This is a genomic window from Janthinobacterium sp. CG_23.3, from assembly GCF_046115965.1.
GTDB lineage: Bacteria > Pseudomonadota > Gammaproteobacteria > Burkholderiales > Burkholderiaceae_D > Janthinobacterium.
On record NZ_JBJXIB010000012.1, the window covers coordinates 25,379 to 48,809 of the forward strand.

The following is a 23,431-nucleotide window of genomic DNA, read 5'->3' on the forward strand; positions in this document are numbered from 1 at the left end:
GTGCCCCTTTGCCGGGCTCCCGCTCAGCCGAGCCGCTCCAGCGCGAAGTCGACAAAGCTGCGCACCTTGGCGCTGGGGCGGGTTTCGGCGCGCCGCACGATGTGCATGGCGCGCTCCGGCAAGTTCCAGTCGGGCAGCAATTCGACCAGTTGGCCGGACGCGATGAACGGTTCCAGCAGCGCCCCGGTTTGCACCGCCACGCCCATGCCGGCCAGCGCCGCCGCCACCAGCGCCTGGCCGGTGTTGCTGGCGAAGCCGCCGCGCACCGGCGCGTGCACGCTGGCGCCGGCGCGCGCGAAGCGCCAAGCGTGGTCCGGCCCCCAGGCGGCGAACGCCAGGCAGTTGTGTTGCGCCAGGTCGGACGGGTGCAGCGGCGCGCCGCGGCGCGCCAGATAAGCCGGGCTGGCCACCGCGTGCATGCGCTCGGGCCGCAGCGGCCGGGCGACCAGGGCGTCGTCGCGCAGCGCGCCGGCGCGCACGGCGACGTCGAAACCCTCCTCGGCCATGTCGACCACGCGGTTGTGCAGCGCCAGGTCAATGTGCACCTGCGGGTGCAGCGCGGCGTAGGCGCCGATCACCGGCACCAGCCGGTGGCTGCCGTAGGCGACCGGCGCGGTGACGCGCAGCACGCCCTGGGGGCTGGCGCGCACGGTCTCGGCGACGTGGTCGGCCGCCTCGACGCTGGCCAGCACCTCGCGGCAGCGTTCCAGGTACAGCGCGCCGATTTCGGTCAGCACCTGGCGGCGGGTGGTGCGCTCGATCAGGCGGGCGCCCAGCTGCTGTTCGAGCGCGCGCACGTGCTTGCCGACCATCACGGCGGAGATACCCAGCGCGGGCGCCGCCGCGGCGAAGCTGTCGGCGCTGGCGGCGGCCACGAAGACCCGCATGCTATGGAGTTTATCGCTCATATTCATAATTATAAGTTACGAGTGGCGTAATAATTGGCGTATTTATCGCATCGATTATTTCGACAATAATGGCTCCATTGCAAAGTCAAATGGAGTCGGGAATGCGAATTGTGACGATCAAGCGCGCCGGGGCGCTGGTGTTGGCGGCGTTAGCCGCGCTGGCGCAGGCCGCGCCCGAGGCCGCGGCGACGCGGGCGTTGCCGCCCGACTGGTATCCGGAAAGCGTGGCGGCGGGCGCCGACGGCGCCCTGTATGTCAGCAGTTGGCGCCAGGGCGCGGTGGCGCGGCTGGGCAGCGCCGGCGGCGCCGCCGGCATTGTCGTGGCGCCGGCCTCCAACGGCCTGGCGAACGGCCAGGGCGTGCTGGTCGACGCCGCCCGCCGGCTGCTGTGGGTGTGTTCGGCGGCGTTCGGTTTCACCAGCGTGCCGCTGACGCCGAGCGCGCTCAAAAGCTACGACCTCGACAGCGGCGCGCCGCGCGCCAGTTATCCCTTGCCGCCGGGCGAGGGCGGCGGCCCCGGCCAGTGCAACGACGTGGCGCAGGACGCCGCCGGCACGCTGTACGTGACCGACGCCGCGCAGCCGCGCGTGCTGCGCCTGCGCTCCGGCGACGCGGCCTTGCAGAGCTGGGCCGCGGACGCCGCCTTCGCCGCCGGCGCGCAAGGCTATACGCTCAACGGCATCGCCATCGACCGCGACCAGATTTACCTGAGCGCGGTGGCGGCCGTGCCCTACCTGTTGCGCGTCGGCGTCAACGGCGACGGCTCGGCCGGCCCGGCGGCAAAAATCGCCTTGCCGCGCGCGCTCAAGAACGCCGACGCGCTGCGGCTGGCCGGCCCCGACCGCCTGGTCATTTTCGAGAGTAACGCCTTTGGCGGCGACGGCGCCTATGGCGGCCAGATCACGCTGGCGCGGCTGGCGGGCCGCGGCGCCACGCTGCAAACCATCGTCGCCGGCCTCAACGAGCCGTCCTCTGGCGCGGTGGTGGACGGGCGCGTCTATTTTGTCGAATCGAAATTCGCGCTGCTGTTGCGCCACAAGGACGCGGCGCCGCCGCCCGACGTGCCCTTCAACGTGCAGTCGCGCGCGCTGCCGGCCGACTAAGCCTTTCATCCGCCACCACCACAGGAGCAAGGACATGACCGCATACGCCATCGGTTCGATCACCATCCACAACACGGATTGGCAAAAAGAGTACGGCGAAAACATGCCGGCGCTGATACAAAAGCACGGCGGCACGGTGCTGACGAGGGCGCCGGCCGTGGCGCTGGAGGGCGCGCCCTTGTTGCCCGGCTTGGTCGTGATGATCGCCTTCCCCGGCGCCGCGCAGGCGCGCGCCTGGTACGACGACCCGGCCCATGCGCCGCTGCGGCAATTGCGCCAGCGCGGCGCGCATTTCGACTTGATCTTGGTTGACGGCGTCTAGCCCTGCGCCTCAGGGTTGGGTGGTGGTCGCCTGCTCGTGCGACGGGCAGTTGGTGGTTTTCGACGGCAGGCCGTTCTTGATGATGTCCCTGCCGTTCGGCGTCTGGACGCCGTCGAAGGTGACGCAGTAGGTGCCGCCGGCGCCGACCACCTTGTGGCGGCGCCGTCTCTCGCCGGCGGGATCGATGAGTTCCTGGACTTTCGGCGCCTCGAACCAGCGGTTGGGCACGGCGTCGGCGGCGTCGGCGAAACCCTTGGCCAGGCGGGTCTGCGGCGTATTTGCCGGCGCGCTGAAGCGCAAGCCGGGGCCGGCCTTGCGCAATTGCCTGTCGATGGCGCCGACGTCGCGTTTGGCTTGTTGCAAGATATCGTCGATCCTCGGGGCCGGCGCGGCGCGTTCGGCGACGGCCGCTTGCACCGTGGCGGCGGGCGCGGTGGCGGCAAGCGGCACCGGCAGCAGCGTCGCGGCGGCGGCGCGCGGCAGGGCCGGTGGACGCCCCGCGACGCGACGCGCGGGCAAGGCCGGCAATGCCGGCAATGCCGGCGCCGCCGTTGGCGGCGCCAGGCGCAGCCACTGGATGGGGTTGCCGGGCTCGGCCGGCTGCTGTGCCGGCGGCGGCGTCGGCCGGCTCAGCGTCCACGCATACAGCAAGGCCAGATGGATGGCGAGGGTCAGCGCCGCGCCGGCCAGCGGGCGGTGGCGGGGCGTGAATGTCGGTGTAGGCATGGTCAGGCAGCATAGCAAGCGGCACCTAACATTGCAACATTTGCAATACTTATTTACAAGTTTCGAGTGGGATTGCCACGCCGCGTCGCCCTCGGGACGGAGGCTTGGCATTGATGCGCATCACACATCCATCGCTATAACTGATCGGATTTATTGGCTTAATAGAAATTTCCTTCGGTTTTTTGGAATAAATTATGCGTTTTGGTGATGACGGACTGTCGCTTGGGGAAAATACCTAGCTAATTGAAAGAATCCGTCTGATAAAATCGTACGCTTTCCGATCGAACAAATAGGAAGGCTGCACAGAATGGATTCGTCATCTGATCAAAAAGAGGAATTACGTCAACAACTGCGCCTTGCCGCGCTCGAATACCACGAGTGCCCGAGACCTGGCAAAATCAGCGTCACGCCCACCAAACAACTGACCAACCAGCGCGACCTGGCGCTGGCCTACTCGCCGGGTGTGGCGGCGCCGTGCGAAGAGATCGTCATCGATCCCGCCAACGCCTATAAATACACGGCGCGCGGCAACCTGGTCGCCGTCATCACCAACGGCACCGCCGTGCTGGGCCTGGGCAACATCGGCCCGCTCGCCGCCAAGCCCGTGATGGAAGGCAAGGGCGTGCTGTTCAAGAAATTCGCCGGCATCGACGTGTTCGACATCGAGATCAATGAGCTGGACCCGGACAAGCTGGTCGACATCATCGCCTCGCTCGAGCCGACCTTCGGCGGCATCAACCTGGAAGACATCAAGGCGCCGGAGTGCTTCTACATCGAACGCCAGTTGCGCGAGCGCATGAAGATTCCGGTCTTCCACGACGACCAGCACGGCACCGCCATCATCGTCGGCGCCGCCATCCTGAACGGCCTGCGCGCGGTCGGCAAGGACATCAAGCACTGCAAGCTGGTGGTGTCGGGCGCCGGCGCGGCCGCGCTGGCCTGCCTGGACCTGATCGTCGACCTCGGCTTCCCGCTGGAAAACATCTTCGTCACCGACCTGGCCGGCGTGGTCTACAAGGGCCGCGTCGAACTGATGGACCCGGACAAGGCGCGCTTCGCGCAGCAAACCTCGCTGCGCAGCCTGGGCGAAGTCATCGCCGGCGCCGACATCTTCCTCGGCCTGTCGGCCGGCGGCGTGCTGAAACAAGACATGGTGCGCCAGATGGCGCCGAACCCGCTGATCCTGGCGCTGGCCAACCCGAATCCGGAAATCCTGCCGGAAGACGTCAAGGCCGTGCGCAGCGACGCCATCATCGCCACCGGCCGTTCGGACTATCCGAACCAGGTCAACAACGTGCTGTGCTTCCCGTACATCTTCCGCGGCGCGCTCGACTGCGGCGCCACCACCATCACGCGTGAAATGGAAATCGCCGTGGTGCACGCGATCGCCGAGCTGGCCCACGCCGAGCAGTCCGACATCGTCGCCACCACCTACGGCATCAGCAACCTGGCGTTCGGCCCGGAATACCTGATTCCGATGCCGTTCGACCCGCGCCTGCTGATCCAGATCGCGCCGGCGGTGGCCAAGGCCGCCTTCGAATCCGGCGTGGCGACGCGCCCGATCAAGGACCTGCAAGCCTACGCCGACAGCCTGCAGCAATTCGTCTACCGCAGCGGCACCTTCATGAAGCCGCTGTTCCAGGTGGCGAAAAGCACCCCGGTCGAACTCAAGCGCATCGTCTACGCCGAGGGCGAAGAGGAGCGCGTGCTGCGCGCCGTGCAAGTGGTGGTCGACGAGCGCCTGGCGCGGCCCATCCTGGTCGGCCGCCCGGCCGTGCTGGAGTCGCGCATCGAGAAGTTCGGCCTGCGCCTGAAGCAGGGCCAGCATTTCGACGTCATCAACCCGGACCACGACGAGCGCTACCGCGACTACTGGCAGGCCTACTACGCGATGAGCAGCCGCAAGGGCGTCACCGAGGAATACGCGAAGCTGGAAATGCGCCGCCGCCACAGCCTGATCGGCGCGATGATGATCCACAAGGGCGACGCCGACGGCATGATCTGCGGCACCTTCGGCACCACCGACCTGCACCTGAAATATATCGACCAGGTGCTGGGCATGGGCGCCGGCAGCAAGGTCTACGCGGCGATGAACGTGCTGATCCTGCCGGAACGCCAGTTGGTGATCGTCGACACCCACGTCAACGAGAACCCGGACGCCGAGCAACTGGCCGAGATCGCCATCATGGCGGCCGAAGAGATGCGCCGCTTCGGCCTGAGTCCGCGCGCGGCGTTGCTGTCGCATTCGAACTTCGGTTCGAGCAATAGCGCCTCGGCGCAGAAAATGCGCGCCGCGCTGGCCATCATCAAGGAGAAGGCGCCGGAACTGGAAGTGGACGGCGAGATGCACGGCGACACCGCGCTCGACTCGAAGCTGCGCAACAAGATCATGCCGCATTCGGACTTGAAAAACGACGCCAACCTGTTGGTGATGCCGAACATCGACGCCGCCAACATCGCCTACAACCTGCTCAAGACGGCGGCCGGCAACGGCATCGCGGTCGGCCCGATCCTGCTGGGCTGCGCCAAGGCGGTGCACATCCTGACGCCGTCGGCGACGGTGCGGCGCATCGTCAACATGACGGCGCTGTGCGTGGTCGACGCGGTGGCCCAGCGCAAGGCATAAAGCGGCGCCGCGGCCCTTTTCCGGGCCGCGGCAGCCGGCGCCGTCAAGCTTGTGGTTGACGCGCATCAAACCCCACGCCGATTGTTGTGCAGGCGTGGGGTTTTTCATTTGAGTTGACAATTGTCAAGTTCGAACGCGCGCCAGCGCCTAAGATGCAAGGGAACTCTCGGCCCTCCCAGCGGTCAACGATGACGAAGTAACCCATTGTTTATTTCCGGCTGATCGTGCGACGCAACAGCGCTGTCAGTGCGGGAGTTCACCATTTCAGTTGGCGCCAGCCGGGTTTGCCGCGTCGTGTCACGGCGCGGGGCTAAGCCGATCCACGACAAGCGCGTTAGCGGCCTACTTCTCGGCCCAGCGTTCCTTGATGGCGACGACGGCCGGCAGCTGCGCCAAAAACAGCTCCACCAGCGCGGCGTCGAAGTGGCGCCCGCGCTGCTCCAGCAGGAAGTCCACCGCCGCCTCGACCGACCAGGCTTCTTTGTACGGCCGCGCCGACGTCAGCGCGTCGAACACGTCGGCGATCGCGACGATGCGCCCGGCCAGCGGAATCGCCTCGCCCGCCAACCCCTTCGGATAACCGCTGCCGTCCCATTTCTCGTGGTGCGTCAGGGCGATCACGCGGGCCAGCGCCAGCATGCCGCCGGCGTGCTCGCCGATGATGTCGCCGCCGATGGTGGCGTGGGTTTGCATCACCGTCCATTCGGCGGCGTCGAGCCGGCCCGGCTTTTGCAGGATACTGTCGGGGATGCCGATCTTGCCGACGTCGTGCATCGGCGCCGCGTGCAACAGGTCGTCGGCCTCGTCCTGGTCCATGCCGGCGGCCACCCCCAGCAGGCGCGCGTAGTGGCTCATGCGGATCACGTGCAGGCCGGTTTCGTTGTCCTTGTATTCGGCCGCCAGGCCGAGGCGCTGGACGATGGCCAGGCGCGATTGCTTGAGCTCGTCGACGTGCACCAGCGACAGGTGGGTGCGCACGCGCGCGCGCACGATGGGCGGGCTGACCGGCTTGGTGATGTAGTCGACGGCGCCGGCGTCGAAGCCGATCACCTCGTCGCGCGGGTCGCCCAGCGCGGTGACGAAAATCACCGGGATGGCGCAGGTGGCCGGGTCGGCCTTGAGCTGGCGGCAGACGTCGTAGCCGCTCATGCCGGGCATCATGACGTCGAGCAGGACCAGCTCGGGACGCTCGCGCCGCGCCAGCTCCAGCGCCCGCTCGCCGTCCTTGGCGAACAGCAGGCGGTAGCCCGATTGCAGGATCTGGCGCAGCAGTTGCAGGTTGCTGGCCTCGTCGTCGACGGCCAGGATCAGCGGCAGTTTGTCGTGCGGATGGCTCATGTCGGTTCCGGATTGAGAATGCCAAGGATGCCTTGCACGGCGCCTTGCGCCAGCGCGAAGTCGAAGTCGGCCAGGGCCAGTTGCAGCGCCGCCAGTTCACCCGCCGCGCGCCCGCCCAGGCTGGCCGCCAGCGCCGCCAGCGCGGCGTCGTCGAGTTCGCCCCGTTGCAGCGATTGTAGCAGCATCGCCGCGCCGGCCCGGGCCGCGTCGGCGTCGAAGGCGCCGGCCGCGGCGGCCGCGGCGGCGCGCGGCGCCGGCGCGTCGGCGCGGATCGCCTGCAGCGCCGCCGGCCACTGCGCCACCAAGCGGCTCAGCACTTCGCTGCGGGCGGCGGCATCGTCGCCGCCGCCGGCCAGGCACAGGTGTTCGACCTGGCCCAGCGTGGCGGCCAATTGCTCCATGCCGAGGTTGGCGGCCATGCCGCGCAGCTTGTGCGCCTGCGCCTGCGCCGGCGCGTAGCGGCCGGCCTCGATGTGCGCCGCCAGCGCGTTGGCCGCGCCGCCGTGCTCGCGCTCGAAGCGCGCCAGCGCGCCCAGGTAGGCGTCGGGGCTGTCGGCCCAGCGCTGCAGGCCGGCCTTGCGGTTGAGTACGCGCCGGCCGGGGCCGGCCGGCGCCGCCGCGCCCGCCGCCGGCCCGCTTTCCAGCCCCAGCACGCGGGCGATTTCATGCGACAGCGTGGTCCAGTCGACCGGTTTGGAGGCGAAGCCGTCCATGCCGGCGGCGGCGCTGGCCTTGCGGTGGGCGTCGAGCACGCTGGCCGTCATCGCCACCACCGGTACCCGCGGGCGGCCGTCGCGCAGCGCCGCGGCGCGGATTTCGCGGGTCGCCGCCAAGCCGTCCATCAGCGGCATTTGCACGTCCATCAGGATCACGTCGAACACTTCCCCGGCCGCCAGCCGGGCCGCCTGGAGGCCGTCGCCGGCGCTGCGCACGCTGTGGCCGCGCTTGCCCAGTAGCAGCGCCAGCAGTTCCAGGTTTTGCGGCACGTCGTCGGCCGCCAGCACCCGCAGCGGCGGCAGCGCGAACGCGTCGCGCGCGCCGGCGGCCGGCGCCGCGCGCCGCCCCGGCACCAGCGGCAGCAGCACGTGGAAGGTGGCGCCGCGGCCGGGGCCGCTCTCGGCCCAGATGCGCCCGCCCATCAGCGTCACCAGCTGGCGGCTGATGGTGGTGCCCAGGCCGGTGCCGCCGTAGCGCCGCGTCATCGAGGCGTCGGCCTGGGTGAACGGCTCGAAAATGGCGTCGAGGCGGTCGGCCGGGATGCCGATGCCGGTGTCGCTGACCTGGATGTGCAACTGGCCCTCGCGCGTCGCCGCGGCCACGGTGACGCCGCCGGCGGCGGTGAACTTGACGGCGTTGCCGAGCAGGTTGCCGAGCACCTGGCGCAGCCGCAGCTCGTCGCCGTACAGCTCGGCCGGCAGGTCGCCGGCCAGCGCGATGTCGACCGTCAGTCCCTTGCCGCGGGCGTTGCCGCCGTAGGTCGACGAGAGTTCGTCGAGCAGCGCCAGCAGGTTGTAGTCGCCCAGTTCGAGTTCGACCGCGCCCTTGTCGAGCTTGGCCGTGTCGAGGATTTCGTTGAGCAGGCGCAGCAGCGAGCGGCCGGCGTGGCGCACGGTGTCGAGGTGGTGGCGCTGCTGCGCGTCGAGGTCGCTGTCGAGCAGCACGTCGGTGAAGCCGAGGATGGAATTCATCGGCGTGCGGATTTCATGGCTCATGTTGGCGACGAAGCTGGCGCGGGCGGCGGCGGCCTGCTCGGCGGTTTCCTTGGCGCGGCGCAGGTCCTGCTCCATGCGCTGGCGCTCGCTGATGTCGAGGATGACGCCGTCGATCCAGTGGCCCTGGCCGCTGGCGTCGGGGCCGACGGCGCCGTGTTCCCACATCCAGCGCAGCGTGCCGTCGGCGTGGCGCAGGCGGTATTCGACCAGGTAGGGCTGCGCCGCGGCCTGGCTGTGCGCGACGGCGGCGGCGACGCGGCCGCGGTCCTCCGGCAGGATCAGCGCGTTCAGGGTGCGCAGCGGCGGCTGGCCGAGGAAGTCGGCGGCCGCATAGCCGGCCACGCGCTCGATGCCGTCGCTGAGGAACAGCGCCGGGTGGCCCGGCGCGCTGCTGCAGCGGAAGGCGATGCCGGGGATGTTGCCGATCAGCGAGCGGAATTGCTGCTCGCTGTGGCGCAGCGCCAGCTCGATGGCGCGGCGTTCGCTGATGTCGCTGATGAACAGCACGAACAGCTCGCTGTCGGCCAGGCGCGCGTGGCCCAGCGCGCGCCGCAGCGGCACGCTGGAGCCGTCCTTGCGCAGGCCGCAGATTTCGGCGTCGAGCACGCCCTCGCCGCTGCGCAGGTAGCCGAGCAGGCCCTCGCGCTCGGAGCGGCCGGGGTCGGCCATCAGCACGCTGATGTTACGGCCCAGCACCTCGGCGCGCTTCCAGCCGAAGATGCGCTCGGCCGAGGCGTTGAATTCGTGGATGGCGCCGCTGCGGTCGACGGTGATGACGCCGTCGATGGTGGTGGTGAGCAGCGCGCGCATCCAGCTTTCGTTCTGGCTGAGCTGGCGGAACATTTCACGGTAGCGCAGCAGGCCGTTGGCCGAGGCGGCGAAGATGGTGAAGGCGACGGTGATCAGCGTCACCGCCAGCGCCACGAAGGCGCTGCTGGCGCCGACGGCGTTGCCCGGCGGCGGCGTGCCGACGAAGCGCGCCGCCGCCATGCCGGTGTAGTGCATGCCGGCGATGGCGCAGCCCATCACGCTGGCGGCCAGCAGCAGGCGCACGTCGCGGCCGAGGTATTGGCGCAGGCCGCGCAGGCCGAAGCGCACCCACAGCGCCAGCGTTGCCAGCAGCACCGCCACGACGATCGACAGGCCGAACATGAACGGGTCGTAGCGCAACGCCAGGCTCATGTTCATCGCCGCCATGCCGGTGTAGTGCATCGCGCCGATGCCGGCGCCGGTCAGCACGCCACCGGCCAGCAACGCGCCGGCGCTGAGCGTGCGCCGGTTCAGGATCGACAGCGCGACGCCGGAGGCGGCCAGGCTGGGCAGGATCGACAGGATCGTCAGCGTCGGGTCGTAGTCGACGCGGGTGCACAGGCTGAAGGCGAGCATGCCGATGAAGTGCATGGCCCAGACGCCGCAGCCCAGCGCCAGGCTGCCGGTCAGCAGGGCGATGCTGCGCAGGGCGCGGCTGGGATGGGCCGTGCCGCGGCCGGCGATCTGCAGCCCCATCCAGGAGGAAAAGATGGCCACCAGCACCGACAGCGCGACCAGGGCCGGATCGAAGCGGCCGTAGTTGAGCAGGCTCGGATCGGCCGGCGGCGAGAACAATTGCAGCAGCGTGGGTAGGAACATGGGCGACGGCGGGACGGGTGGATAACAAATGCTTCGGTCTAGAAACCACCATAACACATTTCCCCTGGGAAACAAGTCCTGCACGCGTGTTGTTGCGTTCCCGCACCAGCGGCGGCGCCGCCGGCCGTCAGCCGTCGCGCCCGTCGCGCCCGTCGCGCAACTGGCGCGCCCGCGCCAAGCCGGCGACGATTACGTCCAGCGCCTGTTGCCTGGCGGCCGCGTCGGGCAGGCGCAGCACGTAGGACGGGTGGTACAGCGCCAGCACCCAGCGGCCCTGGTGGCGCAGCGGCCGGCCCAGCGCCTGCTTGAGCGTGGCGCCGGCGTCGCCCAGCACCGCCTTGAGCGCCGTCGCGCCCAGCGCCACCACCACCGCCGGTTGGCCGCGCTCGATCTCCCGCTCCAGCCAGACGCGGCAGGCGTCGACCTCTTGCTGCGCCGGCGTCTTGTGCAGGCGCCGCTTGCCGCGCGGCTCCCATTTGAAATGCTTGACCGCGTTGGTGATGTAGACGGCGTCGCGCGCCAGCCCGGCCAGCGCCAGCGCGCGTTCGAGCACGGCGCCGGCCGGGCCGACGAACGGCAGCCCGGCCAGGTCCTCCTGGTCGCCCGGCTGCTCGCCGACCAGCATGATGGGCGCCGTGGCCGGGCCGGCGCCGTCGACGGCCTGGGTGGCGTGGCGCCACAGCTCGCAGCGGCGGCACTGCGCCAGCGCGCCGTCGCCGTCGCCGCCGCCGCGGCGCGGCCCGGCGCCGCCGGCGGCGATGCGCACCACGCTGCCGGGGCGCTCGGCCACGCCGGGCGCCTGGCCGGTGCGGCGGGCGCCGGCGGCGGCCTGCGCCAGCATCGCCGGCACCACCGCGCCCTCGGGCAGGTTTTTCCAGAAGCGCGCCGGGATGTGGCTGTGCAGCAGGCGCCGGTTCAGCCGCGCCGGATTGAAGATGCTACGGTAATAGGTCAGCCACAGCGCCTCGCCGGCGTCGTCGACGTCGGCGGCGCCGCGCATCCGCGGCGGCAGGCTGTGCAGCGCGGCGCCGTCCCACATCACGGTCGCCTCGGGCGTGGCGATCATCCACGTCGCGCCGCCCATGCGCGCGGCGAAATGCGGCGCCACCTGCGCCAGCACGTCGTGCACCGGTTCGTACCAGGCGACGAAGCGCGGCGCCTCGGCCGCCTCGGGGCGTTCGCGAAAGCGCACGTAGGCGTGCATGTCGTGCTGCTCGCGCTGCACCGCCTTGACCATCGCGTGCAGCCGCGCGCCGTCGGGGTCGGCGGCCGACATGACGTCGCGTTCGCCGCGCCGCCAGCGCCACACCACCCGGTACAGCAATGCCCAGCGCGCGTCGGCGCGGAAGCGCGCGGCCGTTTGCAGCAGGTCCACCAGCCGGCGCGGCAGTTGCACCGCGCCGGCGGCGGGGCAGGGCGCGCGCGGCCGCGCGACGGCGTCGTCGATGCCGGCCAGCAGGTCGCCGTCGCCGGGGCGACTGATCCATTGCACCGCGTGCGGCGCGATGTCGTGCGCCAGCAACTGGCGCGCCGCGTCGCGCCACTGCTCGAAGCACTGCGCCAGCACCGGCTGCCCGGCGCTCACGGCGGCGACCGCGTCCGGCGGCGTCAGCTTGTTTGCGGCGCCGGCCATAGGTCTAACTGTTGCGGCGCCAGCTGTTGCGCCGCCTGTTGCTGCGGGCCGCGTTGGGGCGCCGGCGCCAGCGCGCGCCGCAGCAGCTCGGACGAGCTGGCCCCCTGCGGCGGCGAATAGTCGGCGGTGACGATGAACGGCGCCGCCTTCTTCATGCTGCAGCGCAGCCGGCTCACGTCGGCGTAGCGGATGCGCCGCAGCCGCCGCAGCTCGACCAGGCGCTTGGCGTTGCGCACGCCGATGCCGGGCACGCGCGCGATCATCGCCGCGCCGGCCCGGTTCAGGTCGAGCGGAAAGTGCTCGCGGTGCGCCAGCGCCCAGGCCAGCTTGGGGTCGATGTCGAGCGCCAGGTTGCCGGCCGCCGGCAACAGCTCGTGCACCTGGAAACCGTAGGCGCGCAGCAGGAAGTCGGCCTGGTACAGGCGGTGTTCGCGCAGCAGCGGCGGCGCTTGCAGCGGCACGCTGTCGGGGCTGTGCGGGATCGGGCTGAAGGCCGAATAATAGACGCGCTTGAGCTTGTAGCTGCCGTACAGGGTTTCCGCCGTCGCCAGGACCTGCCGGTCGTCGCTGGCGTCGGCGCCGACGATCATCTGGGTGCTCTGGCCGGCCGGGGCGAACGCCGGCGCCCCCGGCTCCTGCGCCTTTTCGTCGAGCTTGCGGCGGATCGCGCCCATCGCCAGCTTAATGGTGTGCAGGTTTTTCTCCGGCGCCAGGCGCTCGATGCCGGCCTGCGTCGGCAGTTCGATGTTCACGCTCAGGCGGTCGGCGTAGCGGCCGGCGGCGGCGATCAGGGCCGGGTCGGCGTCGGGGATGGTTTTCAGGTGGATGTAGCCGCGGAACTGGTGCACTTCGCGCAAGGTGCGCGCGACCTGCACCAGTTGCTCCATCGTATAGTCGGCCGAGCGGATGATGCCGGAACTGAGGAACAGGCCGTCGATATAGTTGCGGAAATAAAAGTCCGTGGTCAGCTTGACCACCTCGCGCACCGAAAAGCGCGCGCGCGGCACGTTTGAACTGCGCCGGTTGACGCAATACTGGCAGTCGTAGGCGCAGTAATTGGTCAGCAAAATCTTCAGCAGCGACACGCAGCGCCCGTCCGGCGTGTAACTGTGGCAAATGCCCATGCCGGTGGTGGCGCCGAAGCCGTCCAGGCCGGCCGAACCGCGCTTGGGCGCCCCGCTGCTGGCGCAGGAGGCGTCGTATTTGGCGGCGTCGGCGAGAATTTCAAGCTTGTCGGTCAGTTCCATGGGAATAATTAATTACTGTATGAATATACAGTATGGTACGCCGATTCGCGTCGCCGGTGTGATCCGTTTCGATCCGTGCACGGCGGCGTTTTTTGCCTGTCCGGCGGCGGGCGATGAGCAGGCTTACGCCGTCGCTCATCCGACCTGCCACGCGCTCGCTCCGGCCGCCGGGAGCATGGGCACAGCAACAACATCCATGGCATACATCCAACGTAAAATTCTCCCGGGCAAAACGTCAATGCCGCGTTACGCTTGCGTTATACTCCCGTTCTGGTGTCGAACCTGGCATGGCCGAGGCCCAATCCAGTAGCAGACAACGCTCCCGCTGCCCGTCCGAAACGCGCCCGCAAGACGGCCGCCCAAGCCCGCCCCATTCGCCCCCATGCCGACCGACATCGCCTCCCTGCTATTCGCCCTGACGCTCAACATGCTGGTCATGTCCGTCGCCCTGCCGTCGGTGATGGGCGAGGTCAACACGGCGGCGCGCCGGGCCCAGGCCGGCATCTTCGCCGGCGCGGTCGGCTGGGCGCTACTGCTGGGTTCCGGGCTGACCGACGCCGGCTCCTGGGCCGACCGCGCGCTGTCGACGCTGGCGATGGCCGGCATCGCCGGCGGCATGGCGCTGAACGCCGTCGCGTTCGACCTGTGGTGCGGGCGCACCACGTCGTCGCGGGCGCCGGCGGCCATCGCCGTGCTGCTCACGCTCGGCTACGGCATCGGCTTTTCCAGCTACGCGTTCCGGGTCGGCTGGGCCAACGGCCTGCTGGCGCTGCAAATGGCGATGGTGGCGGCGACGCTGTGGCGCAAGCCGCTGGTGCCGGTGGGCCGCTGGCGCTGGCTGCTGGTCGTCGCCCTGCTGGCGCAGACCATCGTGACGGCCTGGCGCGGCGTGCTGGGCGCCTTCTTTACCGACCAGTTTCCGACCTTCCTGACCCTGCACCCGGTCAACATCGCCTTCGGGCTGGTGGCCAACGTCACCTCCATGCTGTCGCTGGCGGGCATCCTGCTGGCGCACCGCGACGAGGCGGCGCGCGGGCTGCAACTGCTGGCCACGCTCGACGGCCTGACGGGCGTCTTCAACCGGCGCGCCTGGCTGGTGCAGGCCAAGCTCGACCTGGCCATCAGCGTGCGCTACGACCAGCCGCTGGTGCTGCTGATGCTCGACCTCGATTACTTCAAGCAGATCAACGACAGCCACGGCCACGAGGCCGGCGACCGCGCCTTGCGCTTTTTCGCCGTCGCGCTGCAAACCGTCAGCCGCACCGGCGACGTGCTCTGCCGCTACGGCGGCGAGGAATTCTGCGTGCTGATGAACCGCGCCGACCACGCCGCCACGCAGTCCTTCGACCAGCGCCTGCGCGCGCTGCTGGCCGCGTCGGCGCAGGAGCAGCTGGGCCACCAACTGAGTTACAGCGCCGGCGTCGCCACGCGCGTGGGCGCCGGCGATACGCTGGAGGCGATGCTGCGGCGCGCCGACGTCGCGCTGTACGGTGCGAAGGCGCTGGGCCGCGCGCGCACGCTCGACGCGCAGGGGCGAGAGCTGGAGCCAGCTAGCGCTTCCTGAGGCAGCCGCGTCGGTTCCGTTCAGGTGGACGGGCGCAGGCGCCGCATCAGCGCGTCGTAGACCGCGGGTGGCAGCAGCAGTCGCTCAACCACGGTCTGCCGGCTTTGCTTGAGCTTGCCCTTCGCATCGAGATGGTTGTCGAGGGCGTCCAGGTTCAGCACGCGCAGGGTCGGGTCGGCGGTTTCGGCAATCAGTTCAAGCTCGAAGCTCTTCCAGCGCTCCGTTTCGCGCGGCGCGCCGGCATCGACGGCAAGGAGCTGCTCCAGTTGCGTGAAGTCGCCGCGTTCGAATGCCGCGCGCAACGCTGCCGGGGCCGTGTCGTGGCCATCCACTTCGAGTTTCAGCGCCTGCTCGGCCCATCCGCCGCAGCGTTCCGAATACACGCGCGTGCCGGTGCCGACCCAGGCGCTAAACAGCGCCGCCAGCGCGACCAGCGCGGCTTCCAGGCCCCATTGCCAGAGCATCTGGTTCGCCGACGCCGGCTCGGACGGCGTGCCCGCGCCCATGTGACGGCTGATGGACGTGCGGTAGTGCTCCGCCAGCCAGTCGAAAAAGGCCTGCCATTGCGCGACATCGGCCAGCGCCAGCTGGCTGGCGGTCGCGCCGCCGCGATCCAGCGTCAAGGCGATCCAGAGCAGCCACGACGCCCACAGCCCGAAGGCCACCAGCACCAGCGTTGCGAGCAGGTTGAAGGGCAGCGAGCGCGACTTCCCGGCCTGCGCGGCGGAACTGGCGGCTATGCCGATCAGCGCGCCGAAGATCAGCGTCGCCAGAAACGAAAAATAGATGAAGGGATTGTAATGGATGACCACGGCGTACAGCGCGGCCGACGCGGCAACGCCCGCTCCGCCGGCGAAGAGGACGTACAAGGGAGCCAGCGGACCGACGCGCCCGGAGCGCACATGATAAATGGGAGATTGCTGCATGTAATGAGTGCCTGATTTTAAGTTATGGGGGAGCGCCCAAAACGCATGCTGGGTCGGCTATAGTCGTAGAGTTTAATGCAGGCTGTGGAGGGCACGAATTATTAATCAGATAATTTGTCATGTATCGCATGATTGCCGCCCTCAGTTGGCCGCACTTAAGCACTCTTCTATCATGAGTATTCGGGTATGAGTCGATATTAATGCTAGTATCCTGTGTATATGGATGCCACCACCTGCACACTTCAGATCTTCACCGACGATGCCTGGCGCGACGCCGCGGCGCTCGACATGGTCGGCGACCCTGCGCGCGGGGTGGATGCCGCCACGTATCTGATCTACCTGCCCAAGCACGCGATGGCGTATTGGGGCAGAACCGACGCGGCGGCGCTGTCGGTGAACCTCCCGGTCGATTTGAGCACCTATCCTGCCGAGACTTGGCCGCCTTTCCTGATCGACTTACTGCCCCAAGGCTATGGGCGAGCTGAACTCTTAAAGCAACTGGGGAGAGGCGAGGCTGTCGGGCCAGCCGCGGATTGGTCGCTGCTGTGCGCGGGTGCCGGCAACCCTATCGGCAACGTCAGGGTCAAGGAGGCGCACGAGTGGGTCGCCGCGCGCAGTGGCGACGCGCCCCGTGGATTCACCGTGGGCGAGGTGGCATCCAGGGCCGGCGATTTCAACGAGTACCTGGCGCAACAAGGTTTATTCCTGGCGGGATCATCTGGCGTTCAAGGCGAGTGGCCAAAAATCCTCCTCACACGGGCGCGCGACGGTCTGCTCTACCTCGACCACACGCTCCCGGACGAGCAGGCGCAAGAACACTTCATCGTGAAGTTTGGCCGAGGTACGGACCAGTCATTGGCCAACATCCTGCGTCTGGAGGCGCCGTACATGCGTCTGGCGAAAGGGTTGGGACTGAATGTCTATGCCGACCTTGCCTTGCGCGAACGCGCCTTGTTCATCCCGCGCTTCGATCGGGAGGTGGCGGGCGGGCGCGTGATGCGTTACGCCCAGGAAAGCGTCGCTTCGCTGTGCGGCATCGGCGGATTCGGCGCGGCCCCTTCGCACAACGAGGTGTGCCGGCTACTCGGTGAAGCGGCGACCGATCCGATGCGCGAGGTGATCGAGTATCTCAAACGCGACATCGCCAACATCGCGCTGGGCAACAAGGACAACCATGCCCGCAACACCGCCATCCGGCGCAGGCACGACGGCGCGGTGTCCCTGACGCCGCTGTTTGATTTTGCCCCGATGTGGTTGCACCCCGATGGCATAGCCAGGCGGATTCGATGGCAAGCCGATGATGGCGGCTCGCCCGTGTGGGCCAGCGCCATCGACCAGGCCTGCGCGGCGGCACAGGTGGACCGCGCCGCCGTGGCCGCCAGCGTGCGGATGATCGCCGCGCCGCTGGCAACGCTCTTTGCCGATGCGCGCGCGCTGGGGATAGAGGAACAGTTTCTAAGGCCGTTGGACAAGACGCTTGAAAATGTTCTGTCGCAGTTGGAGAAAATCTAGATGGACAAACGCTTCAAGCCGCTTTCGCCGAGCGAGGAGCTGCAGGCGCGCCGCGCATTGGCCGACGAACTCGCCAGCGATCCCAGCCTGCCGATTCCGGCGGTGATCAGGAAGATCCGCACGGCCCTGCGCTTCACCATCGCGGAGTACGCGCAGTTGTGCGGCGTGTCGGCGCGGACCTTGCAGGATATCGAGCGCGAAGAGTCCAGTCCGACGCTGGCGACCGCCGAAAAGCTGCTGCGGCCGATGGGCATGGCGCCGGGCGCCGCGGCCAAGCCGCGCCGGCGCTGACGCGCCGCCTTTTTTATCGCCTGGCGTTCAGTTCGTCGCCGCTTGTTCGAGGGCGGGAGCCAACTTCGCCACGAAGCCTGCCATGGTTTCCTCGCCTAAATCAACAGTTTTGGCTCCGCCGCCTGCAATGAACGTCACGTCAACAATGCCGATCACACCAAGGATGAGGCGTAGATATTGGCTGGCGATGTCGCGGTCGCGGATTGGCGAGCCTTCGGTATACACGCCTCCCGATGCCATGAGCACTGTCGCCTTCTTATTGATTAAGAGTCCGCGTCCATCGAAGCCGAGCGTTAATCCCTTTCGAACAATGTGATCCACCCACGCCTTGAGCACGGCGGGAATGTTGTAGTTGTAGACCGGTGTTGCAATGACGAGGTGGTCGGCGGCGAGCAATTCCGCGACGAGCTGGTCCGACAACCGCAACTGGTCTTTCATGTCGGACGAATGCCGATCCACAGGTGTGAAATAGGCGTCGAGCCAAGCTGCGGTGACGAAGGGCAAGTCAGTGTTCAGTAAGTCGCGTTCGACGACTTCGCCATCGACGTGGCTGGCCTGCCAATCCGCGACGAAACGACGAGTCATATTGCGGGAGATCGAGTGGTCGCCCCGCGGGCTGGTTTCAATTACTAAAAGTTTAGTCATGAAAAATTTCCTTCCGAAAGAACACTACAGATAAAGGCACAATGGGATTACCCGGGACCAATATATCGGGGAAGCTCCATGTTTGGCAGCGATTAAAATATGATACGATCCATCACTTTTATCGATGTACATTGAATGCGGAGCATGCCGTGATTGGAAGCCTTACACTGGACCAGTTGCGTGTTCTGGTGACGATCGCCGATGTCGGCAGCTTCTCCGCCGCCGGCCGCCGCCTGCATCGGGTACAGTCGGCTATTAGCCAGGCGGTCGCGATACTTGAGGCAACACAGGGTGTCCTGCTGTTTGACCGAAGCGGCCATCGGCCGACTTTGACAGAGACTGGTCGGGTTCTTGTTGAGCAAGCGCGCTTGGTTCTTGCCAGCGCTGCCCGCTTCGAGGCGGTGGCCACGGGTACCCGTTCCGGCTTGGAGCCGGAACTCGTCATTGCAATCGACCCCTTGGTTCCCACGGCGCCGTTGATCGATAGTTTGTCCGCCCTTAGCGAAACATTCCCCAGCCTGCCTGTCAGTTTTTCAACCGAAGGGCTAGGCGGTTCGCTGAGGCGCCTGCGCAGCGATTCGGCGGCAATCGGCATCTGCCTGCTACTTCCAGCCGTTCCCGACGACGTCACCGCCTATCCGCTGCTACGCGTGCGTATGCTGCCGGTCGTGGCGCCCGGACATCCACTCGCCTTGCTGGAGCGTCCGGTGGCGCCGGACGATTTGGAAGGGCACGTTCAGCTGGTACTGTCCGACCCTGTTGATCCCGCTGGCGCTAATTACGGACTGTCGAGTTCGAGACTGTGGCGCTTCGTCGACCTTGGCCGGCGCCTGGACTTTCTCATCGCCGGTTTCGGCTGGTGCCGTATGCCCGAACATCTTGTCGCCGGCTTGATTGCGAAGGGGGACTTAACGTTGCTTCAGATCGACGCGGACTCAAGCCCTAAGGAAGGGCTGGCGATCTATGCGGCCCACAAGCGTAGTCGTGCACTCGGGCGGGCGGGACGCTGGTTGCTTGACGACCTGAGGCAACGACTATCGCCGCCCACGCCCGGCTGAGCTACGGCTACAAAAACAGACGGGCGGGGAGGTGGAAGCGTTGGGTAAGATGGTCTGTGATTCCCGCGTACCGGGGATGATGAAATGTACAGGCGAGAAAAAAGCCGCTAAACCCTTGATTACATTGGATTTAATGGCTTTTTCGGTATTTCTCGATTTTGTCTAGTGGTGCCGGGAGCCGGAATCGAACCGGCACGCTGTTTCCAGCGCGGGATTTTGAGTCCCGTGCGTCTACCTATTCCGCCATCCCGGCAACGCGAGACGCATTATCACTGATTTACGGTAATTCGGCAAGTTTTCGCAAAATTTGTATACTTTAACAAGTATTCCATGCGCGGGGAATCGGCGTATCATCTCGGCTACCTTAAGCATTGTGCCGGTTTTGCCGGTCGCCCAGACGCATGAAAAACAAGAAAATCCGCGAAATCATTCTCGGCAAGGCGCTCGATCCGATGAAAGTGGAAACCCGCCACTCGATGGCGCTGGTTGCCTTCCTGGCCTGGGTCGGCCTGGGCGCCGACGGCCTGTCCTCGTCCGCCTACGGCCCCGAGGAAACCTTCAAGGCGCTGGGCGGTCACGCCCACCTCGGCCTGTACATGGCCATCGCCACCGCCGTCACCGTCTTCATCATCGCGCTGGCCTACAACCAGGTGATCGAGCTGTTCCCCACCGGCGGCGGCGGCTACCGCGTCGCCACCAAGCTGGTCGGCCCCTACATGGGGCTGATCTCCGGCTGCGCGCTGGTGCTCGACTACGTGCTGACGATCGCCATCTCGATCGCCTCCGGGGTCGACGCGCTGGCCTCCTTCCTGCCGCTCGGCTTCCAGCCCTACAAGCTGTGGGCCGAAGTGTTCTTCATCGGCTTGCTGATCGTGATGAACCTGCGCGGCCTGAAAGAGGCGATCCAGATCCTGCTGCCGATTTTCCTCGGTTTCGTCGCCACCCACCTGATCCTGATCGTCTACGGCATCGTCGCGCACGCCTCGCACCTGCCCGAGCTGATTCCCAACACCCTGGTTGAAACCACCGAGCTGGCCAGCAGCATCGGCTGGACCGGCGTGGCCGGCATGCTGCTGCTGGCCTATTCCCAGGGCGGCGGCACCTATACCGGCCTGGAGGCGGTGTCGAACAACGTCAACCTGCTGGCCGAGCCGCGCGTGCGCACCGGCAAGGTGACGATGCTGTACATGGCGCTGTCGCTGGCGTTCACGGCCGGCGGCATTATCTTGCTGTACCTGCTGTGGGACGCCAAACCGACGCCGGGCGAGACGCTCAACGCCTCGACCTTCAAGAGCATCATCGCCAGCATGGACCTGGGCGGGCCGCTGGTGAACCAGGTGCTGCTGGTGATCGTGCTGGCGTTCGAGGCCGGCCTGCTGTTCGTGGCCGCCAACACCGGCTTCCTGGGCGGCCCGTCGGTGCTGTCGAACATGGCGGCCGATTCGTGGGTGCCGCACAAGTTCCGCTACCTGTCGACCCGGCTGGTGACGCAGAACGGCATCCTGGTGATGGGCCTGGCCGCGCTGGCGATCCTGTTCTGGACCGCCGGCAGCGTGACGCTGCTGGTGGTGCTGTATTCGATTTCGGTGTTCCTGACCTTCGCCATCTCGCTGTTCGGCCTGTGCCTGTATTGGATGCGCAACCGCAAGGAGGGCACGCACTGGCTGCGCCGCCTGCTGCTGTCGCTGGTTGGCTTCGTCATCTGCGCCGGCATCCTGGTGATCCTGGTGTTCGAGCGCTTCGCCGAGGGCGGCTGGGCTACCGCCGTCATCATCGCCGCCATCGCCGCGCTGTGCATTGTCATTCGCAAGCACTACGGCCAGACCAAGCGCGCCATCCATTCGGTCGACGAGGTTTTCGCCGCCCAGCCGTTCGGGCCGGGCGCCGAGCCGATCGAGCCGGACCCGGACCACCAGACCGCCGTGTTCATCGTCGGCACCTCGCGCGGCGGCGGTCTGCACGCGCTGTTGTGGGTGCAGCGCATGTTCCCCGGCCATTTCAAGAACTTCATCTTCGTCAACGCCAGGACGGTCGATTCGCACGCCTACGGCGGCGAGGGCGCGCTCGAGCAGATGCGCAGCGAGGCGGCCAAGACGCTCGAATTCTTCGTCGATTTTTGCCACAGCCACGGCATGGCGTCGGCCTCCTACATCGGCTTCGGCACCGACGCCGTCGACGAGGTGACGCGGCTGTGCGAGGACATCAGCGAGGACTTCCCGAACGCGATCTTCTTCACCAGCAAGCTCATTTTCGCCACCGACAACTGGTTCACGCGCTTGCTGCACAACCAGGCCGCGCTGGCGGTGCAGCGGCGCCTGCATCTGGAGGGTTTGCAGATGGTGATACTGCCGATGAAGGTGTAAAAAGGGCCGCGTTTGGCGGCGTAATCCCCGCGTCAGCAAAAAAGCTTATGATTTCCCTATCAGAGCGCGCAGCGCGGCCGCAAAGGCCGCGCCCGCCGCCGTCACAAGGAGATCGGATGCAACAGCTTAGTTATGTACACGGCGCCCACCAGACGCCGTTGATCGGTGCCACCATCGGCGCCTACCTCGACGCCGTGGCCCTGCGGCACGGCGAACGCGAGGCGCTGGTCGTGCCGCACCAGGGCGTGCGCTGGAGCTACCGCGACTTCCACGCGCGGGTCGAGCGGCTGGCCGCCGGCTTGTTGAAGCTGGGCTTGCAGCCGGGCGAGCGCGTCGGCATCTGGTCGCAAAATTGCAGCGAGTGGGTACTGACCCAGTTCGCCACGGCGAAGGCCGGTTTGATCATGGTCAATATCAACCCGTCCTACCGCCGCTCCGAGCTGGAATACGTGCTAGACAAGGTGCATTGCAGCGCCTTGATCCTGGCGCCCGCCTTCAAGACCAGCGACTACCTGGCGATCCTGCAAGACGTGGCGCCGGAACTGCGCCATTGCGCCGCCGGCGATCTGCGCTCGCCGCGCCTGCCGCACCTGCGCCACGTGATCCGGCTGGGCGCGCAACACACGCCGGGCATGCATAATTTCGACGCCGTGGCCGAGGCGGCCGGCGCCGTCGATCTGGCGCGCCTCGCCGAGGTCGCCGCCACCCTGCAGTTCGACGACGCCGTCAACATCCAGTTCACCTCCGGCACCACCGGCGCGCCCAAGGGCGCCACGCTGACCCACCACAATATCCTGAACAACGGTTTTTTCATCGGCGAGGCGATGCGCCTGACCGAAGTCGACCGGCTGTGCATTCCGGTGCCGCTCTACCATTGCTTCGGCATGGTGCTGGGCAACCTGGCCTGCGTCACGCACGGCGCCGCGATGGTGTATCCGGGCGAGGGTTTCGACGCCAGGGCGGTGCTGGACACCGTGCAGGCCGAGCGCTGCACCGCCTTGCACGGCGTGCCGACGATGTTCATCGCCATCCTCGACCATCCGGCGTTCGGCGAGTTCGACCTGTCGAGCCTGCGCACCGGCATCATGGCCGGCTCGCCGTGCCCGATCGAGGTGATGACGCGCGTGGTCAAACTGATGCACATGGCCGACATCACCATCGCCTACGGCATGACGGAGACCGCGCCGGTCAGCTTCCAAAGCTCGGTCGACGACCCGCTGGCGCTGCGCGTGTCGACCATCGGCCGGGTCCATCCGCACCTGGAGGTGAAGATCGTCGACGCCGGGGGGCGCATCGTGCCGCGCGGCGAAAAGGGCGAGTTGCTCACGCGCGGCTATTCGGTGATGCGGGGGTACTGGGGCGACCCGGAGAAGACCGGCGAGGCGATCGACGCGGCGCGCTGGATGCACACCGGCGACCTGGCGGTGATCGACGCCGACGGCTTTTGCAGCATCGTCGGGCGTTCCAAGGACATGGTGATACGCGGCGGCGAAAACATCTATCCGCGCGAGGTCGAGGAGTTTTTGTACCGCCATCCGAAGGTGCTGGACGTGCAGTGCGTCGGCGTGCCGGACCCGAAGTACGGCGAGGAGCTGTGCGCCTGCATCATCCTGCGCCCCGGCGCGCGGGCCGACGCCGAGGAGATCCGCGCCTTTTGCGACGGCCAGATCGCCTACTACAAGGTGCCGCGCTATGTCCGCTTCGTCGAGGCGTTTCCGATGACGGTGACGGGCAAGATACAGAAGTTCATCCTGCGCCAGCAGGTGGCGGGCGAGCTGGGACTGGGCGGCTGAACGCCGCCGGCAAACGCCGAAGCGGCCTGACTTCA

At 67.5% G+C, this 23,431-nt stretch carries 17 protein-coding genes and 1 tRNA gene; 9 read left to right on the forward strand and 9 right to left on the reverse strand.

What is annotated here, in order from left to right; translation table 11 throughout:
• Nucleotides 1–23: 23 nt before the first annotated feature.
• Complete coding sequence (locus ACFDR9_RS05430; protein WP_409030320.1) at nt 24–908, reverse strand: LysR substrate-binding domain-containing protein; 885 nt, start codon at nt 906–908, stop codon at nt 24–26.
• Between the two features lie 101 nt (nt 909–1,009).
• Between ACFDR9_RS05430 and ACFDR9_RS05435 the strand changes: the two genes are divergently transcribed.
• Both ACFDR9_RS05435 and ACFDR9_RS05440 read left to right on the forward strand, forming a co-directional pair.
• The gene (locus tag ACFDR9_RS05435; protein WP_409030321.1) at nt 1,010–2,011 is read left to right on the forward strand and encodes a hypothetical protein; all 1,002 of its coding nucleotides are present in this window, start codon (nt 1,010–1,012) and stop codon (nt 2,009–2,011) included.
• Between the two features lie 34 nt (nt 2,012–2,045).
• On the forward strand, nt 2,046–2,333 hold the full coding sequence (locus tag ACFDR9_RS05440; protein ID WP_409030322.1) for a DUF1330 domain-containing protein: 288 nt from the start codon (nt 2,046–2,048) through the stop codon (nt 2,331–2,333).
• Nucleotides 2,334–2,342: 9 nt separating this feature from the next.
• On the opposite strand, the gene ACFDR9_RS05445 is transcribed toward ACFDR9_RS05440, so the two are convergent.
• Nucleotides 2,343–3,059, reverse strand: a complete 717-nt coding sequence (locus ACFDR9_RS05445; protein ID WP_409030323.1) for a hypothetical protein — start codon at nt 3,057–3,059, stop codon at nt 2,343–2,345.
• Between the two features lie 307 nt (nt 3,060–3,366).
• On the opposite strand from ACFDR9_RS05445, the gene ACFDR9_RS05450 reads away from it, so the two are divergent.
• Nucleotides 3,367–5,685, forward strand: a complete 2,319-nt coding sequence (locus tag ACFDR9_RS05450) for an NADP-dependent malic enzyme (RefSeq protein WP_409030324.1) — start codon at nt 3,367–3,369, stop codon at nt 5,683–5,685.
• A 342-nt stretch (nt 5,686–6,027) separates the two neighbouring features.
• Here ACFDR9_RS05450 and ACFDR9_RS05455 read toward each other — a convergent pair whose 3' ends face one another.
• The 4 genes from ACFDR9_RS05455 to ACFDR9_RS05470 form a co-directional block, all read right to left on the reverse strand.
• Nucleotides 6,028–7,023, reverse strand: a complete 996-nt coding sequence (locus ACFDR9_RS05455) for a two-component system response regulator (RefSeq protein WP_409030325.1) — start codon at nt 7,021–7,023, stop codon at nt 6,028–6,030.
• Nucleotides 7,020–10,364 carry an MHYT domain-containing protein gene (locus tag ACFDR9_RS05460; RefSeq protein ID WP_409030326.1) on the reverse strand — a complete coding sequence of 1,115 codons (3,345 nt, stop codon included), beginning with the start codon at nt 10,362–10,364 and terminating at the stop codon, nt 7,020–7,022. The genes ACFDR9_RS05455 and ACFDR9_RS05460 overlap by 4 nt, the downstream gene beginning before the upstream one ends.
• Before the next feature lie 127 nt (nt 10,365–10,491).
• On the reverse strand, nt 10,492–11,997 hold the full coding sequence (locus tag ACFDR9_RS05465; protein ID WP_409030327.1) for a UdgX family uracil-DNA binding protein: 1,506 nt from the start codon (nt 11,995–11,997) through the stop codon (nt 10,492–10,494).
• Complete coding sequence (locus ACFDR9_RS05470) at nt 11,973–13,244, reverse strand: putative DNA modification/repair radical SAM protein (RefSeq protein ID WP_409030328.1); 1,272 nt, start codon at nt 13,242–13,244, stop codon at nt 11,973–11,975. Before ACFDR9_RS05470 ends, ACFDR9_RS05465 begins: the two co-directional genes overlap by 25 nt.
• A gap of 382 nt (nt 13,245–13,626) precedes the next feature.
• On the opposite strand from ACFDR9_RS05470, the gene ACFDR9_RS05475 reads away from it, so the two are divergent.
• Nucleotides 13,627–14,808 (forward strand): GGDEF domain-containing protein, encoded by a 1,182-nt coding sequence (locus ACFDR9_RS05475; RefSeq protein WP_409030329.1) that lies wholly within the window; start codon nt 13,627–13,629, stop codon nt 14,806–14,808.
• Between the two features lie 20 nt (nt 14,809–14,828).
• On the opposite strand, the gene ACFDR9_RS05480 is transcribed toward ACFDR9_RS05475, so the two are convergent.
• Nucleotides 14,829–15,734: a hypothetical protein gene (locus tag ACFDR9_RS05480; protein WP_157406679.1), complete on the reverse strand. Its 906-nt coding sequence runs from the start codon at nt 15,732–15,734 to the stop codon at nt 14,829–14,831.
• A 219-nt stretch (nt 15,735–15,953) separates the two neighbouring features.
• Between ACFDR9_RS05480 and ACFDR9_RS05485 the strand changes: the two genes are divergently transcribed.
• A complete protein-coding gene (locus ACFDR9_RS05485) occupies nt 15,954–17,246 on the forward strand; it encodes a type II toxin-antitoxin system HipA family toxin (RefSeq protein WP_409030330.1) in 1,293 nt (430 codons plus the stop codon).
• Complete coding sequence (locus ACFDR9_RS05490; protein WP_017877520.1) at nt 17,247–17,537, forward strand: helix-turn-helix domain-containing protein; 291 nt, start codon at nt 17,247–17,249, stop codon at nt 17,535–17,537. It begins immediately after the preceding gene.
• Nucleotides 17,538–17,564: 27 nt separating this feature from the next.
• Here ACFDR9_RS05490 and ACFDR9_RS05495 read toward each other — a convergent pair whose 3' ends face one another.
• Nucleotides 17,565–18,182, reverse strand: coding sequence for an FMN-dependent NADH-azoreductase (locus ACFDR9_RS05495; protein WP_409030331.1), 618 nt, complete (start codon nt 18,180–18,182; stop codon nt 17,565–17,567).
• Nucleotides 18,183–18,331: 149 nt separating this feature from the next.
• Here ACFDR9_RS05495 and ACFDR9_RS05500 point away from each other — a divergent pair, with 149 nt between their 5' ends.
• Nucleotides 18,332–19,240 (forward strand): LysR family transcriptional regulator, encoded by a 909-nt coding sequence (locus tag ACFDR9_RS05500; protein WP_409030332.1) that lies wholly within the window; start codon nt 18,332–18,334, stop codon nt 19,238–19,240.
• Between the two features lie 166 nt (nt 19,241–19,406).
• On the opposite strand, the gene ACFDR9_RS05505 is transcribed toward ACFDR9_RS05500, so the two are convergent.
• Nucleotides 19,407–19,493, reverse strand: a tRNA-Leu gene (locus ACFDR9_RS05505).
• 148 nt (nt 19,494–19,641) lie between these two features.
• On the opposite strand from ACFDR9_RS05505, the gene ACFDR9_RS05510 reads away from it, so the two are divergent.
• Together ACFDR9_RS05510 and ACFDR9_RS05515 are read left to right on the forward strand one after the other, a co-directional pair.
• Entirely contained in the window at nt 19,642–21,603 is a 1,962-nt protein-coding gene (locus tag ACFDR9_RS05510) for an APC family permease (protein WP_409030333.1), read from the forward strand.
• Nucleotides 21,604–21,719: 116 nt separating this feature from the next.
• Nucleotides 21,720–23,396, forward strand: coding sequence for an AMP-binding protein (locus ACFDR9_RS05515; RefSeq protein ID WP_409030334.1), 1,677 nt, complete (start codon nt 21,720–21,722; stop codon nt 23,394–23,396).
• The last annotated feature ends 35 nt before the right edge of the window (nt 23,397–23,431 follow it).

Excerpts from the sequence above, each read along its gene's own strand:
- ACFDR9_RS05430 (WP_409030320.1), bottom strand. The coding sequence starts at position 908 with ATGAGCGATAAACTCCATAGCATGCGGGTCTTCGTGGCCGCCGCCAGC.
- ACFDR9_RS05435 (WP_409030321.1), top strand. The coding sequence starts at position 1,010 with ATGCGAATTGTGACGATCAAGCGCGCCGGGGCGCTGGTGTTGGCGGCG.
- ACFDR9_RS05440 (WP_409030322.1), top strand. The coding sequence starts at position 2,046 with ATGACCGCATACGCCATCGGTTCGATCACCATCCACAACACGGATTGG.
- ACFDR9_RS05445 (WP_409030323.1), bottom strand. The coding sequence starts at position 3,059 with ATGCCTACACCGACATTCACGCCCCGCCACCGCCCGCTGGCCGGCGCG.
- ACFDR9_RS05450 (WP_409030324.1), top strand. The coding sequence starts at position 3,367 with ATGGATTCGTCATCTGATCAAAAAGAGGAATTACGTCAACAACTGCGC.
- ACFDR9_RS05455 (WP_409030325.1), bottom strand. The coding sequence starts at position 7,023 with ATGAGCCATCCGCACGACAAACTGCCGCTGATCCTGGCCGTCGACGAC.
- ACFDR9_RS05460 (WP_409030326.1), bottom strand. The coding sequence starts at position 10,364 with ATGTTCCTACCCACGCTGCTGCAATTGTTCTCGCCGCCGGCCGATCCG.
- ACFDR9_RS05465 (WP_409030327.1), bottom strand. The coding sequence starts at position 11,997 with ATGGCCGGCGCCGCAAACAAGCTGACGCCGCCGGACGCGGTCGCCGCC.
- ACFDR9_RS05470 (WP_409030328.1), bottom strand. The coding sequence starts at position 13,244 with ATGGAACTGACCGACAAGCTTGAAATTCTCGCCGACGCCGCCAAATAC.
- ACFDR9_RS05475 (WP_409030329.1), top strand. The coding sequence starts at position 13,627 with ATGCCGACCGACATCGCCTCCCTGCTATTCGCCCTGACGCTCAACATG.
- ACFDR9_RS05480 (WP_157406679.1), bottom strand. The coding sequence starts at position 15,734 with ATGCAGCAATCTCCCATTTATCATGTGCGCTCCGGGCGCGTCGGTCCG.
- ACFDR9_RS05485 (WP_409030330.1), top strand. The coding sequence starts at position 15,954 with ATGGATGCCACCACCTGCACACTTCAGATCTTCACCGACGATGCCTGG.
- ACFDR9_RS05490 (WP_017877520.1), top strand. The coding sequence starts at position 17,247 with ATGGACAAACGCTTCAAGCCGCTTTCGCCGAGCGAGGAGCTGCAGGCG.
- ACFDR9_RS05495 (WP_409030331.1), bottom strand. The coding sequence starts at position 18,182 with ATGACTAAACTTTTAGTAATTGAAACCAGCCCGCGGGGCGACCACTCG.
- ACFDR9_RS05510 (WP_409030333.1), top strand. The coding sequence starts at position 19,642 with ATGAAAAACAAGAAAATCCGCGAAATCATTCTCGGCAAGGCGCTCGAT.
- ACFDR9_RS05515 (WP_409030334.1), top strand. The coding sequence starts at position 21,720 with ATGCAACAGCTTAGTTATGTACACGGCGCCCACCAGACGCCGTTGATC.